This is a genomic window from Neisseria sp. N95_16 (assembly GCF_002551535.2).
GTDB lineage: Bacteria > Pseudomonadota > Gammaproteobacteria > Burkholderiales > Neisseriaceae > Neisseria > Neisseria brasiliensis.
The window spans coordinates 13,016-30,232 of the sequence record NZ_PDBT02000028.1 but is presented as its reverse complement, the minus strand read 5'-3'; the positions used below and the strand labels follow the sequence as shown (position 1 = coordinate 30,232).

Genomic DNA, 17,217 nt, shown 5'->3' with positions numbered 1-17,217 from the left:
CTGTTGTGCTTTTCGGTAACAGTAGGTTCCGTTGACGGAATGCCGTCTGATTTCCCGACTGACGGTGGCGGGATGACAACCGATGTTCTGTGCGATTTGGTTTAGGGGTAGGTTGCGGTAATGTCTGGAAATGTAGTATCTTTGGTGTGAGGTCAGTTGTGTGTAGGCCATATTGCAATCTTTCTTGTCAGGAAAGGCAGTATACTACCGCATACTGGCCTTTTCTGTTATTGGAAATTGCACTTGTTAGGCGAATGTAAGGGCCTTTTCATTTCAACTAAATTAAGGATTCATAATCCGCGCCACCAAGGCTTTTTCTTTACCTTGCATATTCGGGATTTTCACCTGAATACCGTTGCCCGGTGCCACATCTACTGCTTCGCCTTTACGGGTCATTTGCTCAAGCGTGATGGTTTGGTTGCCGCTCGGGTGGATGATTTCGATGGTGTCGCCCACGGCAAAGCGGTTTTTCACTTCAACGGTTGCCCAGCCTTCGTTGTCGATGTCGGTCACATGGCCGACGTATTGGCTTTGTTTCGCTACGGAATGGCCGTTGAGATAGTTTTGGTAATCTTGCGTTTTGTGGCGCTCCAAGAAGCCGGAAGTGTAGCCGCGGTTGGCCAAGCCTTCGAGTTCGCTCAACAGGCTCAAGTCAAACGGGCGGCCGGCGACGGCATCGTCAATCGCTTTGCGGTAGCTTTGCGCCACGCGGGCAACGTAATACAGCGATTTGGTGCGGCCTTCGACTTTGAGGCTGTCCACGCCGATTTGGGTGAGTTTGTCGACCACTTCAATGCCGCGTAAGTCTTTGGAATTCATGATGTATGTGCCGTGTTCGTCTTCCATAATCGGCATGAATTCGCCCGGGCGGTTGCTTTCTTCAATCAGGAATACTTTGTTGGCGGCAGGGTGGCGCTGCTGGCCGTTGATGCCTTCAAAGTTTTGGTTGGCTTCTTCCTGCGCTTTTTCAAAGTTGAAACCTTGCAACAGCTTGGCATCGCCCATGTCGTCGGTTTCCGAATCGTGCACTTTGTAATCCCAGCGGCAAGAGTTGGTGCAAGTGCCTTGGTTGGGGTCACGGTGGTTGAAATAACCCGATAATAAACAACGGCCTGAGTAGGCAATACACAATGCGCCGTGAATAAATACTTCCAATTCGATGTCGGGGCATTCTTGGCGGATTTCGGCGATTTCGTCCATGCTCAATTCGCGCGACAAGATGATGCGCTCAACGCCGATTTTTTCCCAGAATTTCACGCCCCAATAGTTGGTGGTGTTGGCTTGTACAGACAAGTGAATCGGCATATCCGGCCATTTTTCGCGCACGGTCATAATCAGGCCGGGGTCGGCCATAATCAGCGCGTCGGGCTTCATGGCGATTAACGGTTCCATGTCGGCAACGAAGGTTTTCAGCTTGGAATTGTGCGGCAAGGTGTTGACGGTCAGGAAGAATTTTTTATTGCGCTCGTGCGCTTCTTTAATGCCTTGTTCCAACACGTCGAGTTTGGCAAATTCGTTGTTGCGCGCGCGCAGCGAGTAGCGCGGCGAACCGGCATACACGGCATCGGCGCCGAAATCGTAAGCGGCGCGCATGCGTTCCAAACCGCCGGCAGGGAGGAGTAATTCAGGTGCTTTCATCTTGTGTTCTTTGTTTTATAAATGTTTTCAGACGGCCTTGAAATACGTAGAGGCCGTCTGAAATAAAATTAATCGGAATGGGTGGATTATCCGCTTTTTTGCTGGAGGGGTCAATTTTCATTGGCTGCTTCAGCATTGTTTTGCTTAAGATTACTCAATAAATATCAAAGTCAAGAAAGAAGTATGAAGAAGTTTGATCAGCAAATATTTTAGACGGTTTTCTAAAAACACTATGCCTTACTAGCGAAGTAAGTGATCAATATTGAGGCAATAATTATGGCTCTTTTGTGTGTAAAAACATAATGAGAGCCTGCTGTTTTTCGGGAGGAAGCATGCGAAAATATTTCAGCAGTAATAATTCTTCTGCTGTTTGTATTCCATTTTCATCTTCTGAACGGCCATAGCGCAACCAAGATTCGTTGGTTTCTAACCATTTTGCTAAAGTTGCAACTTTATCAGGCGTAGGAATAGAACGTCCAATCAACCAATGATGGAACGTTTGTGCGCTGATGGATTGGTTCGGATGTCGCAGATTAAATCGGTCAGCTAATTTATTGTTTGATAAGCCATTTAAGCCTGCCAGTTTTAAAGCAGTCTGAAGGCGGCGACTGAAACCAAGTTTCTCTTGTTCTGAATGCATAAAGTGTATTATCGCCATCAGAACAACTCTTTTTTTAAACTATTTTGTTGTGAATATAAACATTTTAGTTGATTTTACAAGTTGAATGATTGATAATTCAATTTGGGTTAACACTCGATTACACCAAATTTTTATCAACAATAGGAGGGTTTGAAAATGTCTTTACAGAAGAGTGCATTAGCTACCGCTATCGTATTAGCGCTTGCTGCTTGTAGCAGCAGTAATAACGACACAACTAAGCTGAAAGCGCAATCAACGAATACATCAGCATCACAAAAGGCCGCAGCCGAGAAAGCTGCTGCCGAGAAAGCTGCTGCCGAGAAAGCCGCAGCCGAGAAAGCCGCAGCCGAGAAAGCTGCTGCTGAGAAAGCTGCTGCTGAGAAAGCAGCCGCAGAAAAAGCCGCAGCCGAGAAAGCTGCTGCTGAGAAAGCTGCTGCTGAGAAAGCTGCTGCTGAGAAAGCAGCCGCAGAAAAAGCAGCCGCAGAAAAAGCAGCTGCAGAAAAAGCTGCAGCCGAGAAAGTTGCCCGCGATGCAAAAATTACAGAACTTAAAGAACAGGCAATTGCGGCGGGTCTAAATTCTGAAGAGGCTAAACACTTTGCAGACCAAAACGTTAACACTCCTGAAAATCAAATAAAAAACAAGTTAGATACTTTTGTTGCTCAATTGCAAGAAGAGAAAGCTTTAGCTCAGGCTAAGGCCTTGAAAGGTGTATCAGATTCGCGTTATGTGCTGAATGATATTACAGCAGAAAGCCGCTCATCTGCTTCAAGCACAATCAATGCAGTTACTCAAGAATCTAGAATTCAGACAGTTGTTTATAACCAGCCCTATTCTGTTGTAATTGGAGATTATGCTGGCAGCGTTTCATACAATAATAGTACAGCAGGTTTAATCAGTGATAATAGATCATCTGCTATTGCCATTAAAGGTCTGAAAACTGAAGAAAGTGCTATTCCAAATGCAGGTAAGGCAACATATATCGGCAAGGCATTCAATGGAGCATATCTTGCAGGAAGTTACGATTGGGATAACCGAACTTGGGAGGAAGATAAAATTGCCCAAGGTGCGTTGTCTTATTTAGTTGACTTTAGCAAGCGCACTGGCTCAGGTTCTATTACAGGCTTGGGGGATACCATTACTTTGCAACAAGGATCGATTTCCGGTACAGGTATTTCAGCCAATGCCGAACAAGGCTACCGCACAGGCAGCTACATGCTTGACTTCTACGGTAAAACTGCTGAAGAAATTGCAGGTAAAGTCATGTTTAACAGAAAAGATACCGTCGGCTTCGGCGGCCAACGCGGCGACATCACCAAATAACCTTTATTCCTAATCCAATGCCGTCTGAAACCTTTTTCAGACGGCATTCTGTTCGTCAAATGATAAAAATACAATATGAAGAAAACCTTACTGACTTATTTACTGCTGCCTGCTGCGTTCGTACACGCGGAAGAAATCAGCGTGCCGCAAATCTTTTTTGAATCCGATACGCCCAAGCAGATGGAAAATCCGGTTGAAACGCCGTTGGAATTGCCCGAACATGCTGCCAAACCGCTTGCGGGTGCGGGTATGGAAGCGCAAATCTCTCAGGCGGTGGTTGGCAAAGATTGGACGGGCTTGGCGGCATTGCTGCAAACCTACCGCGCACAAGCCGATGCTGATGCTGTTTTAATCGCGTATGCCGAGGGCGCGCGATTGCGGGCGGAAGGGCAACAGGCAAAAGCGATTGAGCAATACCGCAATATCGCAAGCCCTGATTTGCCCTATGTTCAGCTTGATCTGGCTTTGATGCTGGCGGAAGACAAGCAATACAGTGAAGCATCAGAGATACTCACTCAATTAGAGCAGGCAGATATTGCACCTTCGGTGCATAAGATAGCCGTGGCTTATCGCAATGCAGCGGAAAAAGTACAAGCTTGGCAGCCTTCGTTCCATTTCAATTTCGAGCAGACGGATAATGTCAATAATGCTTCTGCCGAGCGCACCATTGATTGGAACGGGCGGCAATGGCGCAAAACGGAAGACAGTCTGCCCAAAAGTGCCAAAGGTTTGCGTTACGGGCTGGGTATTGAGCGCACCAAAAATATCAAAGGCCATCATTTTGCCCATGTTTCTGTGCAGGGTGAGGGTGTGCATTATTGGGATGCGCAAGACTTTAACGAACAGACTGTCCAATTGGCCGCAGGCTACCGCTGGCAAGATATCCGCCAAGATTGGGGGCTGGTGCCTTTTGTCGAACAAAACTGGTTAGGTGGCACGCGTTACAACCATAGTATAGGCGCAACGGCAGATTACAAACGCCGTCTGAACGAGCAATGGCAGTTGACCGCCTACACGCAATACAGCGAGAAACGTTACCGCGAAGCGGATTTGGCCGAACGCTACAACAGCAGGGTAACGGCAGCAGGCATCACTGCCAGCCGCCGCATGGACAATAATGCGCTGGTTTACGGCGGCTTGGATGTGCTGAACGACGATACGCGCGAACGCGAACAGGCTTCTTGGCGTTACGGGATGCGCGTGGGCGCGGTCAAACAGTTTTCAGACGGCCTTGGTATGCGCGCCAATCTGCGCTATATGCGGCGCGAATTCAAAGCGCCGGGCTGGCTGGTGTATGACTTTACCCGCCGCGACCATGAATATCACGCTGCGGCAGCGGTGTGGCACAGTAAATTGTCGTGGAAAGGCTTCATACCACAATTAAATTTCCGTTATGGGAAAATTGATAGCAATATGAAGGGTTTTTATTCTCGAAAAAGTAACCAATGGTTTATAAGTGTCGAGCGGTCATGGTAATGGAATGAGTATTGCATCTCTTTCTTTCTGCAAAGTTAAAAGTCTGTGGTTGATATTTCAGACGGCCTATATTAAGTGTAAAAAGGCCGTCTGAAATCAAATTTTTGTGATAAAAGGCATTCAAAGTTTGTATTTTCTTGTAAAATGTCTGGTTTATTTGCCACGATTCAGCGCCATGCGGTTAGGGCGTGGTGCAAACTTCTGATAAGAGCGGGATATGGATTTTCGTTTTGACATTATTTATGAATATCGCTGGATGTTCTTTTACGGCGCGTTGACCACGCTGGGTTTGACTTTGGTGGCGACGTTAGGCGGCACGATATTGGGTTTGATTGGTGCGCTGGCGCGGTTGGTGCATTTTGAAAAAGGCGGTGTGTTGCTTAAAGCGGTGGCATGGCTGTTGCGCACTTTGTCGCTGGTATATGTGACGCTGTTTCGCGGTACGCCTTTGTTTGTACAGATTTTTATTTGGTACTTCATTTGGGTAGTGGCGTTGATTCACCCGACAGACGGTTGGTTGATCAGCGGTGATGCGGCGGTGCAATTGCGTCGCGGTTATGGTGCGCTGATTGCCGGTACGCTGGCGTTGATGGTGAACGCAGGCGCGTACATCACTGAGATTTTCCGCGCGGGTATCCAATCGATTGACAAAGGCCAAATCGAAGCAGCGCGCTCGTTGGGCTTAACTTATCCGCAAGCCATGCGTTATGTGATTTTGCCACAGGCTTTGCGCCGCATGTTGCCGCCGTTGGCCAATGAATTTATCACGCTGCTGAAAGACAGCTCGCTGTTGTCGGCGATTGCGGTGGCTGAGTTGGCTTATGTGCAAAATACGATTTCCGGCCGCTATTCGGTGTATGAAGAGCCGCTTTATACGGTTGCATTGATTTACTTGATCATGACAACGTGCTTGGGCTGGATCTTCTTGCGTTTGGAAAAGCGTTATAACGTGGTACATCGTTGATTAAATGAATAGAAAATGCCGTCTGAAACGTAAAGTTTCAGACGGCATTTTATTTGGCTCAAAGGTCTCAGCTTTTAGAATTCTTCCGTATCAATCTCAGTTTGCGTGGCGGCAGGGTAGCGCGCGCCTTTGACGCTGTGTTGGTTGATTAATTCGCCGGCTTGTTGCAACACGTCTGCGGCAATAGCCAAATCTGCGGCGGCGATGTTGTCGGCCAAGTGTTGAGGATTGGTGGTGCCAGGAATCGGCAGGATATTGTCGGATTGTGCCAGTAACCATGCCAAGCCCAGTTGGGCGGCGGTGCAGCCTGCTTCATCGGTGAGGGTTTGCAGTTGGTCGCGCAGTTGTAAGTTAGCAGGATAGTTTTCGGCACTAAAGCGTGGCATCGGGCGGCGGATGTCTTTTTCTTCCAAGGCGGTGATGTCGCGCAGGTCGCCCAAAAAACCACGGGCAATCGGGCTGAAGGCGACAAAGGCGATGCCCAGCTCGCGGGTTTTGTCTAGCACGGCGATTTCAGGGTTGCGCGTCCACAAGGAATATTCGGTTTGTACGGCGGCAATCGGGTGCACGGCGTGGGCTTTTTCCAGCTTGTCGGCAGAAACTTCCGATAAACCAATGGCGCGGATTTTGCCTTGCTCTACTAAGCGTGATAGGGCGCCGACGCTTTCTTCAATCGGCACGTTTTTGTCCCAGCGGTGCAGGTAATATAAATCGATGACATCGGTTTGCAGGCGTTGCAGTGATTCGTCGGCTTGGCGGATTAGGGTTTCTGGGCGGCCGTCGATAACGCGTTTGCCGTTGACACCGCCCATGCCGCATTTGCTGGCAAGGAAAATATGGCTGCGGTGGTTTTTCAAGGCTTTGCCGACTAAGGTTTAATTGGCACCAAAACCATATAGGGTAGCGGTGTCGAAATGGTTGTAACCCAAATCGATGGCTTGATGCAGGAAATTGATGGTGGTTTGCTCGTCCGGTGGTGTACCGTAGGCGTGGCTGAGGTTCATGCAGCCGAGGCCGATGGGGTGGACAGGTGTGTTGTTGATGGTGCGGTTTGGGGACATGGTGATTCCTTATTTGAGGCCGTCTGAATATTTTTTCAGACGGCATAGCAAAATACAAAAGGCACAGGCCGTCTGAACGAATGATGTTTCAGACGGCCTGCGGCTATCAGATTAAGCCAACTGTTTTTCCAGTTCGCCCAATACTTTGTAGCATTCAATCACGCTTTCAACGCTGGAGTTCGGCTGGCGGCCTTCGCGGATAGCGGCGAAGAATTCGCGGTCTTGCAGCTCAATGCCGTTCATCGATACGTCCACATTGCTCACGTCAACCGGCTCTTCTTTGCCGTTGACCAAATCGTCGTAGCGGGCAATGTAGGTGCCGTTGTCGCAGATGTAGCGGAAGAATGTACCCAACGGACCATCGTTGTTGAACGACAGCGACAAGGTGCAAATCGGGCCGTTTTCGGCTTGCAGTTGAATCGACATGTCCATGGCAATGCCCAGTTCAGGATGTTTCGGGCCTTGGATGGCGTTGGCTTTGACCACCTTGCTGCCGGTTTGGTATTGGAACAAGTCAACGGTGTGGGCGGCGTGGTGCCACAGCAGGTGGTCTGTCCATGAGCGCGCTTCGCCTTTGGCGTTGGTGTTGGTGCGGCGGAAGAAGTAGGTTTGTACGTCCATTTGTTGGATGTTCAGCTCACCGGCTTTAATTTTGTTGTGCACCCACTGATGGCTTGGGTTGAAGCGGCGGGTGTGGCCGACCATGGCAACCAAGCCGGTTTCTTTTTGCACGCGCAACACTTCTTCGGCATCCGCCCAAGAATCGGCCAACGGGATTTCCACTTGAACGTGTTTGCCCGCGCGCAGACATTGCAGCGTTTGCTCGGCGTGCAGCTGGGTCGGGGTGCACAAAATCACGGCATCGACTTCAGGCATGGCCAAGGCATCGGCCAATTCGGTGGTGGCAAAACCGATGCCGTATTTTTCGGCCACGGCTTTGGTTTTTTCCAAATCGCGGCTGATGAGCGCTACGACTTCAACATCGGGAATGTTTTTGATGCCGTCAAGGTGTTTTTCGCCGAATGCACCGGCACCGGCCAGCGCGACTTTGATTGTTTGTGCCATAATCTATCCTTACTTTTTAGAAAATGAGTGGGTAAGGCCGTCTGAAAGTTTTCAGACGGCCTGAGACATTTGAAAAGATTACTTCTTAGGCGCTTCCAAAATCAGATGGCCGACGGCGGTATTCGACGCCGGAACATGATAGAAGCGGTGTTTCACGATAGGCTCTTCGCCTTCGTCACACATGGCGGCGCGGGCAATCAGCCACATCACCAATTCAATGCCTTCCGAACCGGCTTCGCGCACATATTCGACATGCGGTTTTTTCGCCAATTCTTTCGGGTCGGTAATCAAATCATCTAAGAATTGGTTGTCCCATTCTTTATTGATTAAGCCGGCGCGCGGGCCTTGCAGTTGGTGGCTCATGCCGCCGGTGCCCCAGATGTGGACGTTCAAATCTTCATCGTAGCTTTCGACGGCTTTTTTGATGGCTTTGCCCAAATCGTAGCAGCGTTGGCCGCTTGGTACCGGATATTGCACCACGTTCACGTGCAGTGGAATTACTTTAACCGGCCATTTTTCGACATCGCCGAACATCACGGTCATCGGCACGGTCAGGCCGTGGTCAACTTCCATTTCGTAGCACAACGTCAAATCGAAACCTTGCTCGATCACAGAATGCGCCAAGTGCGAAGCGAAATTCTGGTCGCCCGGCACATTCGGCACAGGGCGGCGGCCCCAGCCTTCGTCGGAAGGTTGGAATTCTTCGTTCATGCCCAAGGCGAAGGTCGGAATCAGGTCGAAACCGAAATTGTTGGTGTGGTCGTTGTACACCAAAATAATCACGTCGGGATTATTTTCTTTTTGCCATTCTTTGCTGTATTCGTAGCCGGCGAACACCGGTTTCCAGTAGTCTTCACCGGTTTTTTTCAAATCCCAAGCCACGCCGACGGCCGGAATGTGGGAAGTGTAAACGCTTGCGGTAATTTTAGCCATGTGGGTCTCTCCGGTTGGGATTATTGGTTTTCTTGTTCGTGTAAGTAGCGGTTGCCTTCGATGCTGCGGCCGCCGTTGATCATCATGTTGCGGTATTCTTCTTCGCTCATGCCGGTCATGCTGCCCGCCATTTGTTGGAAGGTCAGGCCGTCGGTGGCGCCGATTTTGGCCAACACGTAAATATTGCCGCCCAATTCCATGCAGCGGTTTAAATCACGCGCCATCACGGCTTGCTTTTGCTCTTCGCTCATCGGCCATTCGTCGAGATAAGCGCGCTCGTCAGCTTTGAAACGCTCGCGGTTGGCGGCAGAACGCAGCGACATACAGAATTGGTTGAGATGATATCCCTTGCTGGCCTGCTCTGAATCGAAAATGCGGGTGCCGGGAATGTCTTTATAAGGCTTGTTCAATGCCATGATGTGGACTCCTTTGTGAAATGTTTCAGACGGCCTGTTGATTTTATGCGTTTAAATATAACGCGTCCTTTTAGTGGGAGCAACCAAAGGCCGTCTGAAAGAGGTTAAGCTTGATATTCTTCCGGCCAGTATAAACGCATCGGATTATCGACCAACAGTTTTTGGCGTTCGGCTTCGGTCGGGGCGATTTGCGCCACCCAGTCAACCAGCAAACCATCGTCCGGCATGTGGTCTTTTAAATTTGGATGCGGCCAGTCGGTGCCGAACAAGACGCGGTCGGGAAATTCCTGCATCAGGCGGCGGGCAAACGGCACGACATCGGTGTAGGCGTTTTGTTCGCCGTCGAGCGCTTTCGGGCCAGTGTTGCTCAGGCGTTCAGGGCAAGACAGTTTGCTCCAGAAATTCTCGTTTTCGCGCATGAGTTTGACAAACAATTCAAAATCACCGCCATGCGCTGGTTGGGCTACGTCAGGGCGACCCATGTGGTCAACCACTACGGTGGTCGGCAACGAGGTAAAGAAATCGTAGTATTCGGCCAAATCAGCGGCTTCGAAATAAATCACAATGTGCCAGCCCAGCGGCGCGATTTTGTCGGCGATGGTGCGCAAGGCTTCGACCGGCGCGGTATCGACCAAGCGTTTCACAAAATTGAAGCGTACGCCGCGCACACCGGCGGCATGTAAGCGCTGCAATTCTTCTTCCGTCACATCGGCTTTTACCGTGGCTACGCCGCGCGCTTTGTTGCCGGCGGTTTCGAGGGCATCGACCAAGGCGCGGTTGTCGGCACCGTGGCAGGTGGCCTGCACAATCACGTTGCGCTCGAAGCCGAGCAAATCGCGCAGGGCAAACAGCTTTTCTTTACCCGCATCGCAAGGGGTGTATTTGCGCTCGGGGGCGTAAGGAAATTTATCGCCCGGGCCGAAAACGTGGCAATGGGCATCGACCGCGCCTTGCGGCAATTGCAGTTTCGGCTTAGACGGGTTAGGGTAGAAATCCAACCAACCCGGTGTTTTTTCAAATGCGCTCATGAAATTCTCCTATGAGGCCGTCTTAAACGTTTCAGACGGCCTTTTTCTTTTAATAAGGCAGGCCGACGTAGTTTTCCGCCAAGGTTTTGGCCGCGTTTTCGGTCAAATTCAATTGGTTGAACTCGGCTTCCTGCATTTTGCGTTCGAAATCGTCGCTATCGGGGAAGGTGTGCAGCAGCTTGGTCATGTACCAAGAGAAACGCTCCGCCGCCCACACGCGTTTCAGGCAACGCTCGGAATAGCCGTCGATGCCCGTGCTGCTTTGGTTGCGGTAGTAGTCGTCAAATGCATCGGCCAGACATTGCACGTCGCCCGCGGCCAGATTCAAACCTTTGGCGCCGGTCGGCGGCACGATGTGCGCCGCATCGCCCGCTAGGAACAAAGATTTGTAGCGCATCGGTTCGCTCACGAAGCTGCGCAATGGGGCAATGCTTTTTTCCAAGCTCGGGCCGGTCACCAATTTAGCGGCGGTTTCGGCCGGCAGACGGTTTTTCAATTCTGCCCAGAAGCGCTCGTCTGACCATTCTTCCACTTTGTCGGTCAGCGGCACTTGCAGGTAGTAGCGGCTGCGGGTGGTCGAGCGTTGGCTGCACAACACGAAACCGTTGTCGTGTTTGGCGTAAATCAATTCGTCGGATACCGGCGGTGTGTCGGACAATAAACCCAACCAGCCAAACGGATACACGCGTTCGTAAGATTTCAACACATCGGCCGGAATGCTTTGGCGCGATACGCCGTGGAAACCGTCGCAACCGGCGATAAAGTCGCAATCCAAGCGGTGTTCTTCGCCATCTTTGGTGTAGGTGACATAAGGCGCGGTGGTGTCGATGTCGTGCAGGGCAACGTTGTCGGCTTCGTAAACGGTCACGCCGCCGGTGGCTGCACGCGCGTCCATCAAGTCGCGGGTAACTTCGGTTTGGCCGTACACGACCACGTTTTTGCCGACTTCTTTTTCAAAATCGATGCGCACATGTTGGTCATTGAACAACAATTCCACGCCGGTATGCACCAAGCCTTCTTCGTGCATGCGCTCGGCAGCACCGGCTTTTTCCAAACCTTGCACGGTGGTGTGTTCCAACACGCCGGCACGAATGCGGCTCAACACATATTCGCCGCTTTTGCGCTCTAAAATCACATTGTCGATGCCGTTTTGATACAGCAATTGGCCGAGCAGCAAACCCGACGGGCCTGCGCCGATGATGGCAACTTGGGTTTTCATGGTTTTTCTCCTAAACTTGATTCAGCAGCTAGATCTCAATGTATGTTCAGACGGCCTGAGCAGAAGATGTGTGTTATCTGGCCGCTTTTTTATAATGGATATGAAGATGAGGGTGTGTCGGGTGTTTCAGACGGCCTAGTTTGATTGAGGCCGTCTGAAATCTGTTGGCGGCTTAGTCGATATACTTCAAACCGGCTTTTTCCAAGCCTTCGCGCATTTTGTAGTAATCCAAGCCTAAAGTGCCGTTGGCGAAGATTTGGCGTTTGTCGCCTTCGTTGGCTTCGCGTTTTTCAGCAGCATCGGCAATTTCCATGGCGCGTTCGGCCGGAACCACAACCACGCCGTCGATGTCGGCCACAATCACGTCGCCCGGGTTAACCAGCGCACCGGCGCACACAACAGGCACGTTCACCGAACCCAAAGTGGCTTTAATCGTACCTTTGGCGTGAATGGCTTTGGAAAACACCGGAAATTCCATTTCGGTCAAATCCGCCACATCGCGCACGCCGCCGTCGATAATCAAACCTTTGCAGCCTTGTGCTTTAAACGAAGTGGCCAGCAGGTCGCCGAAAAAGCCGTCGGCATTGTCGGAAGTGCAGGCGGCCACGGCCACATCGCCCGGCTGCAATTGTTCGGCGGCAACGTGCATCATCCAGTTGTCGCCCGGTTGCAGCAAAATGGTCACGGCGGTGCCGCAGATTTTCGCGCTCGGGTAAATCGGGCGCATGTAAGGTTTCATCAGGCCGATGCGACCCATGGCTTCGTGGATCGTGGCGCTGCCGAAGCGCGATAGTTTTTCCACGGCGGCAGGGTCGGCGCGCTTGATGTTGCGTTTCACCACGCCCAATTGATTCAGATATACGTCGGTCATGATTACAGTCCTTTCGCTTTCAGGCGGGCATCCAAGCGTGGGAACACGCGGCGGGCGTTGCCTTCGTAAATTTGGTGTTTGTCTTCGGCTGAAATGTTGGCTGCTTCGATGTAGCGTTTGGTATCGTCGAAGTAGAAGCCGGTGCGCGGGTCGATGTCGCGGACGGCACCAATCATTTCGGATGCGAACAAGATGTTTTTGTTCGGCACCACGTCGAGCAGCAAATCAATGCCCGGTTGGTGGTACACACAGGTATCGAAGAAGATGTTGTTCAACAAATGTTCTTCCAATTCCGGCTTTTTCAGCACCATCGCCAAACCGCGGAAACGACCCCAGTGGTAAGGCACCGCGCCGCCGCCGTGCGGAATCAGGAAGCGCAGGGTCGGGAAGTCTTTAAACAAATCGCCTTGCAGCAATTGCATGAATGCGGTGGTGTCGGCGTTCAGGTAGTGCGCACCAGTGGTGTGGAAACAGTTGTTGCACGAAGTGGAAACGTGAATCATGGCCGGAATGTCGTATTCGACCATTTTTTCGTAAATCGGATACCAGTATTTGTCGGTCAGCGGTGGGGAAGTCCAATGGCCGCCCGATGGATCAGGGTTCAGGTTGATGCCGACGTTGCCGAATTCATTGACACAGCGTTCCAATTCGGCAATACAGGTTTCAATCGGCACGCCCGGGCTTTGCGGCAACATCGCTACCGGCACGAAATTGTCGGGGAAGAGTTGCGACACGCGGTAGCATAATTCGTTGCAAATCGCCGCCCAAGTGGACGACACTTCAAAATCACCGATGTGGTGTGCCATAAAGCTGGCACGCGGTGAGAACAGGGTCATGTCGGCGCCGCGCTCTTTCATCAGGCGCAATTGGTTTTTTTCGATGGTTTCGCGCAATTCGTCATCGCTGATTTTCAATTCGCTGGCTTTTGGCATTTGTGAAGGGTTGCCGATGGCGGCGATTTGTTTGTTGCGCCATGCTTCGAGTGAAGGCGGGGCGGTGGTGTAGTGGCCGTGGCAGTCGATAATCAGGCTCATGGGTTGCTCCTTGATGATTTTTTATGGGGTAAACAGGCCGTCTGAAAAGCGGCGTGTGGGTAGGGTGTTTTAGACGGCCTTTAATACAATAGGCCGTCTGAAAGTAGGGCTTAGCTGTCGCCGTAGATTTTTTGTCTCAACAGCAGGCAGACTGTCATCACTAATGACGGAATCGCCAGAATCACGAAAATAGTGACAAAATCCAGTTTCCATGCAATCAATTGGCCGGTTAAGAAGGTGCCGGCAATCGCGCCGAAACGGCCGATACCCAACATCCAAGACACACCGGTGGCGCGGCATTCGGTCGGATAGAATTTGGCAGCCAAAGCAGGCAGGGAGGTTTGCGCGGTGTTTTGCATCACGCCGGCGAATAACACCACGGCAATCAACATACCCAAGCCCTGACCCAGCGACCAGCCGATACAGGCCACCGATACTGCAGTTAAGAAAGACAAGAATGCAATCAGTCGGTTGCCGTTGAAGCGGTCCATCAAGTAGCCGCTGGCAATCGCGCCTAAGCCGCCCAAGGCAAACAAGCCGGAAATACGCGGGCCCAGTTCAGGCGGCATATTCGCTTCTTTAAACAACACCGGCATCCAGTTGATCATGGCGTAGAAAATAATCAGGCCGCTGAAGTAAGAGAGCCATAGCAAAATCGAACCGGCGCGGAAGTGGCTGCCCAAAACCATCGCCATCGGGTTGTCGGTCTTCTGTTCGGTATTTTTTTCAGGCAACACAAACACGGCATTGCTCAAATCAGCTTTAGGGTTAATGCGTTGCAGGATTTTTCGCACTTTCTCGGCCGGTTGGTTTTTAGACACCAAAAACGAAGCCGAACGCGGCATGATGAAAATCATCAATACGCCCAAAATCAAAGGCAGCAAACCACACCACAACATCGCTGTGCGCCAGCCGTATTCAGGAATGATAAACGAAGCAAAGAAACCACCCGCAGCTGCGCCCACAGGGAAGCCGCAATACATGGTATTCAGGATTAACGAGCGTTTGTGATCCGGACAGTATTCAGACAGCATTGCCACCGCATTCGGCATGGCTGCGCCCAAGCCCAAACCGGTGATGAAGCGCAAGATGGTCATTTGCGTCAAATCTTGGGCAAAAGCCGAAGCCACGCAGAAGCCGGAAAACACCAAAACAGAAGCAGTTAATACGATTTTGCGACCGAATTTATCCGCAATCGGCCCTGAAGTCATCGCGCCGATGGCCAAGCCGAACAGCGCCGCGCTCAATACCGGTGCCAATTGGCTTTTTTCAATGCCCCATTCTTCCAAAAGGCTCGGTGCGACATAGCCGATGGCTGCGGTATCCATGCCGTCAAAAAAGGCAATCAGCAGGCAGATGATAAAAATCATCCATTGATAACCGGAAAATTTATTTTCATTTAAGAAATTTTGCACATTAATCGTGCGGCCGGTGATTTCTATGAGTTTCTCCAAATGTTATTGAGTCACCTTGTAATCATTAGAAACCTAATGATTTATAGGTATGTTTTTGTAATTCCATTATTGTAGATAAAAATGTTAAGTTAAAGTATGTAATCTTTCTAAGAGTTATAACAAAAATGAATAGCTAAAAGGCCGGCTGAAAGTCAATCTGCTATTTCAAAGCAGGATTATAGCAAAAATGGATAGATAAAACATAGGAGCTATAATTAAAATGATATGGTTTATATGAATGAATTCACTAAAATAGCAGTATGTTACAAATGATTACAGAGATGGAAACCATGCAGCAGCCAGCACGCCAGACCATTGCCGATTGGCAGTGCGACATATTAATTGCCGGAAGCGGCGCGGGCGGATTGTCGGCAGCGGTGACAGCGGCGCATCACGGCTTGAATGTATTGGTGGCTGAGCGTGCAGCGACTTGCGGCGGCGCGACGGCGCGTTCGGGAGGCTGGGCTTGGACGCCGGGCAACGCCTTTGCTAAAGCTGACGGCGTCAACGAGCCGCGCGATGATTTCCGCAGCTATCTGAAAGCCGTGATTGGTGAGCAGGATTATGATCACGAGCGCATTGAAATGTTTTTGGAAAATGTGCCGCACATGGTCAGCTTTTTCGAGCAGAAAACGCCGCTGAAATTCACGCCCGGTGCAAAAATTTGTGATATTTACGGCCATTTGCCCGGTGCCGGTAGCGGCCATCGTTCGGTGGCGGCAACGCTATTTTACGCCAAATCGCTGCCGAAACATCTGCTGGATATTCTGCCCGACCAATACAAGATGACTTCGTTTTGGGGTATGGGCATCATGGCGGGGCAGGATTTGGGGCATTTTCTCAACGCCATGAAAAAGCCGCAGAGCTTTCTTCATGCCGCCAAACGCTTTTCCATCCATGTGTGGGACAAAGCCGTACACAAGCGCAATATGCAGATGGTTAACGGCTTGGCGCTGATTGCCAAGTTGGTACAGGCGGCTGATGAAAAAGGCGTGCGCATTGAAGTGAATACCGCCATCAAAGAGCTGATTGAAGATGAAAACGGCCGCATTGTTGGCACTTATCTGAAGACGCCGCAAGGCTTGGTGCGTGTATCGGCGGCCAAAGGCGTGATTTTGGCCACCGGCGGCTATCCGGTCAATGTCGAGCGGCGCAAGAATTTTCCGCGCAGCCCAAGCGGCGAAGAACATTGGACGCTGGCACCGCCTGAAGCAGACGGTGCCGGACTCGCTTTGGCCGAAAGCGCGGGCGGTTATTTAGATGATTCCGGCCGCTCGCCTGCAGCGTGGTGTCCGGTTTCGCTGGTGAAATTCAAAGACGGCAGCGAAGGCGCGTTCCCGCATATTGCCGACCGCGCCAAGCCGGGCATCATCGGTGTCTTAAAAAACGGCAAACGCTTTGTCAACGAAGCAAATGGCTATTACGACTATGTGACCGGTATGCTCAACGCGGTGCCGGAAGGTGAAAAAGTCGAATCTTGGCTGATTGGCGACAAACGTGCCGTGCGCAGCTATATGTTCGGCTATGCTAAACCGCGCCCGATTCCGCTGCAAATTTACACCGACTATCTGCGCTGCATTACCGAAGCCGATACTTTGGATCAACTGGCAGAAAAATGTGGCATCGATCCGGTTGGCTTGATGAATACGGTGGCCGAATTCAACCAAATGGCCAAAGCAGGCAAAGACATAGATTTCGGCCGTGGCGACACGCCGTTTAACCGTTCCGGCGGCGACGCGTCAACCGGCTTTCCCAATCCGTCGTTAGCGCCGTTGGGCAAAGACCCTTATTACGCGGTAAAAGTGCAGGTTGGCTCGTTCGGTACATTTGCCGGTATCGCGGTGGACGCATGGTCGCGCGTGTTGCGTTCAGACGGCAGCGTGGTAGCAGGATTGTATGCAGTCGGGCTGGATCAGAAATCCGTGTTCGGCGGCAACTACCCTTGCGGCGGCACCAACATCGGTCCCGCGCTGACATTCGGTTATGCCGCTGCTCGCCACATTGCCGGTGTGACCGCGTATGAAGACGATGGCAGCAGTTTCCCATCGGCAGATTATCAAGGCAGTTTTTAAGAGAGGCCGTCTGAAAGCTTCAG

General features: G+C 51.1%; 15 protein-coding genes and 1 pseudogene. 4 read left to right on the top strand and 12 right to left on the bottom strand.

The genetic code is table 11. The features are described from left to right. From CRG49_RS13845 to CRG49_RS06260, 3 genes are all read right to left on the bottom strand, one after another. Nucleotides 1–171 (bottom strand): helix-turn-helix domain-containing protein (locus CRG49_RS13845; RefSeq protein ID WP_157807888.1); only part of this gene is annotated, 171 nt, incomplete at its 3' end. A 111-nt stretch (nucleotides 172–282) separates the two neighbouring features. Next, nucleotides 283–1,638 carry a tRNA 5-hydroxyuridine modification protein YegQ gene (yegQ, locus tag CRG49_RS06265; RefSeq protein ID WP_095503792.1) on the bottom strand — a complete coding sequence of 452 codons (1,356 nt, stop codon included), beginning with the start codon at nucleotides 1,636–1,638 and terminating at the stop codon, nucleotides 283–285. Between the two features lie 274 nt (nucleotides 1,639–1,912). Next, nucleotides 1,913–2,296, bottom strand: a complete 384-nt coding sequence (locus CRG49_RS06260; RefSeq protein ID WP_229436896.1) for a transcriptional regulator — start codon at nucleotides 2,294–2,296, stop codon at nucleotides 1,913–1,915. A gap of 138 nt (nucleotides 2,297–2,434) precedes the next feature. On the opposite strand from CRG49_RS06260, the gene CRG49_RS13310 reads away from it, so the two are divergent. From CRG49_RS13310 to CRG49_RS06245, 3 genes are all read left to right on the top strand, one after another. Further along, nucleotides 2,435–3,601, top strand: a complete 1,167-nt coding sequence (locus CRG49_RS13310) for a Slam-dependent surface lipoprotein (RefSeq protein WP_097784582.1) — start codon at nucleotides 2,435–2,437, stop codon at nucleotides 3,599–3,601. Between the two features lie 75 nt (nucleotides 3,602–3,676). Then, nucleotides 3,677–5,077, top strand: a complete 1,401-nt coding sequence (locus tag CRG49_RS06250) for a surface lipoprotein assembly modifier (protein ID WP_229436894.1) — start codon at nucleotides 3,677–3,679, stop codon at nucleotides 5,075–5,077. 217 nt (nucleotides 5,078–5,294) lie between these two features. Then, nucleotides 5,295–6,041, top strand: a complete 747-nt coding sequence (locus CRG49_RS06245; protein ID WP_095502067.1) for an amino acid ABC transporter permease — start codon at nucleotides 5,295–5,297, stop codon at nucleotides 6,039–6,041. Between the two features lie 74 nt (nucleotides 6,042–6,115). Here the strand turns inward: CRG49_RS06245 and CRG49_RS06240 are convergent. The 9 genes and pseudogenes from CRG49_RS06240 to CRG49_RS06200 all read right to left on the bottom strand — a co-directional run bounded on the left by CRG49_RS06240 (nucleotide 6,116) and on the right by CRG49_RS06200 (nucleotide 15,122). Beyond that, nucleotides 6,116–7,102: pseudogene (locus CRG49_RS06240) on the bottom strand (aldo/keto reductase). A gap of 111 nt (nucleotides 7,103–7,213) precedes the next feature. Then, nucleotides 7,214–8,167: a Gfo/Idh/MocA family oxidoreductase gene (locus CRG49_RS06235; RefSeq protein ID WP_154143196.1), complete on the bottom strand. Its 954-nt coding sequence runs from the start codon at nucleotides 8,165–8,167 to the stop codon at nucleotides 7,214–7,216. Between the two features lie 78 nt (nucleotides 8,168–8,245). Next, the gene (locus CRG49_RS06230) at nucleotides 8,246–9,100 is read right to left on the bottom strand and encodes a class III extradiol dioxygenase subunit beta (protein WP_095502069.1); all 855 of its coding nucleotides are present in this window, start codon (nucleotides 9,098–9,100) and stop codon (nucleotides 8,246–8,248) included. Nucleotides 9,101–9,120: 20 nt separating this feature from the next. Next, nucleotides 9,121–9,516 (bottom strand): protocatechuate 4,5-dioxygenase subunit alpha, encoded by a 396-nt coding sequence (ligA, locus tag CRG49_RS06225; protein WP_095502070.1) that lies wholly within the window; start codon nucleotides 9,514–9,516, stop codon nucleotides 9,121–9,123. 104 nt (nucleotides 9,517–9,620) lie between these two features. Next, entirely contained in the window at nucleotides 9,621–10,544 is a 924-nt protein-coding gene (locus CRG49_RS06220) for an amidohydrolase family protein (protein ID WP_095502071.1), read from the bottom strand. A gap of 49 nt (nucleotides 10,545–10,593) precedes the next feature. Further along, on the bottom strand, nucleotides 10,594–11,763 hold the full coding sequence (gene pobA / locus CRG49_RS06215) for a 4-hydroxybenzoate 3-monooxygenase (RefSeq protein ID WP_095502072.1): 1,170 nt from the start codon (nucleotides 11,761–11,763) through the stop codon (nucleotides 10,594–10,596). A gap of 172 nt (nucleotides 11,764–11,935) precedes the next feature. Next, nucleotides 11,936–12,634, bottom strand: coding sequence for a 4-carboxy-4-hydroxy-2-oxoadipate aldolase/oxaloacetate decarboxylase (gene ligK / locus CRG49_RS06210; RefSeq protein ID WP_095502073.1), 699 nt, complete (start codon nucleotides 12,632–12,634; stop codon nucleotides 11,936–11,938). 2 nt (nucleotides 12,635–12,636) lie between these two features. Beyond that, nucleotides 12,637–13,668, bottom strand: a complete 1,032-nt coding sequence (locus CRG49_RS06205) for an amidohydrolase family protein (protein WP_095502074.1) — start codon at nucleotides 13,666–13,668, stop codon at nucleotides 12,637–12,639. 110 nt (nucleotides 13,669–13,778) lie between these two features. Further along, a complete protein-coding gene (locus CRG49_RS06200; protein ID WP_229436892.1) occupies nucleotides 13,779–15,122 on the bottom strand; it encodes an MFS transporter in 1,344 nt (447 codons plus the stop codon). 260 nt (nucleotides 15,123–15,382) lie between these two features. Between CRG49_RS06200 and CRG49_RS06195 the strand changes: the two genes are divergently transcribed. Beyond that, nucleotides 15,383–17,194 (top strand): FAD-dependent oxidoreductase, encoded by a 1,812-nt coding sequence (locus CRG49_RS06195; RefSeq protein WP_198515150.1) that lies wholly within the window; start codon nucleotides 15,383–15,385, stop codon nucleotides 17,192–17,194. Nucleotides 17,195–17,217: the final 23 nt, after the last annotated feature.

Coding starts and splice junctions, on each gene's coding strand:
- CRG49_RS06235 (WP_154143196.1), bottom strand. CDS start 8,167: ATGGCACAAACAATCAAAGTCGCGCTGGCCGGTGCCGGTGCATTCGGC.
- ligK (WP_095502073.1), bottom strand. CDS start 12,634: ATGACCGACGTATATCTGAATCAATTGGGCGTGGTGAAACGCAACATC.
- yegQ (WP_095503792.1), bottom strand. CDS start 1,638: ATGAAAGCACCTGAATTACTCCTCCCTGCCGGCGGTTTGGAACGCATG.
- ligA (WP_095502070.1), bottom strand. CDS start 9,516: ATGGCATTGAACAAGCCTTATAAAGACATTCCCGGCACCCGCATTTTC.
- CRG49_RS06260 (WP_229436896.1), bottom strand. CDS start 2,296: ATGGCGATAATACACTTTATGCATTCAGAACAAGAGAAACTTGGTTTC.
- CRG49_RS13310 (WP_097784582.1), top strand. CDS start 2,435: ATGTCTTTACAGAAGAGTGCATTAGCTACCGCTATCGTATTAGCGCTT.
- CRG49_RS06230 (WP_095502069.1), bottom strand. CDS start 9,100: ATGGCTAAAATTACCGCAAGCGTTTACACTTCCCACATTCCGGCCGTC.
- CRG49_RS06195 (WP_198515150.1), top strand. CDS start 15,383: ATGTTACAAATGATTACAGAGATGGAAACCATGCAGCAGCCAGCACGC.
- CRG49_RS06245 (WP_095502067.1), top strand. CDS start 5,295: ATGGATTTTCGTTTTGACATTATTTATGAATATCGCTGGATGTTCTTT.
- CRG49_RS06205 (WP_095502074.1), bottom strand. CDS start 13,668: ATGAGCCTGATTATCGACTGCCACGGCCACTACACCACCGCCCCGCCT.
- CRG49_RS06220 (WP_095502071.1), bottom strand. CDS start 10,544: ATGAGCGCATTTGAAAAAACACCGGGTTGGTTGGATTTCTACCCTAAC.
- CRG49_RS06250 (WP_229436894.1), top strand. CDS start 3,677: ATGAAGAAAACCTTACTGACTTATTTACTGCTGCCTGCTGCGTTCGTA.
- pobA (WP_095502072.1), bottom strand. CDS start 11,763: ATGAAAACCCAAGTTGCCATCATCGGCGCAGGCCCGTCGGGTTTGCTG.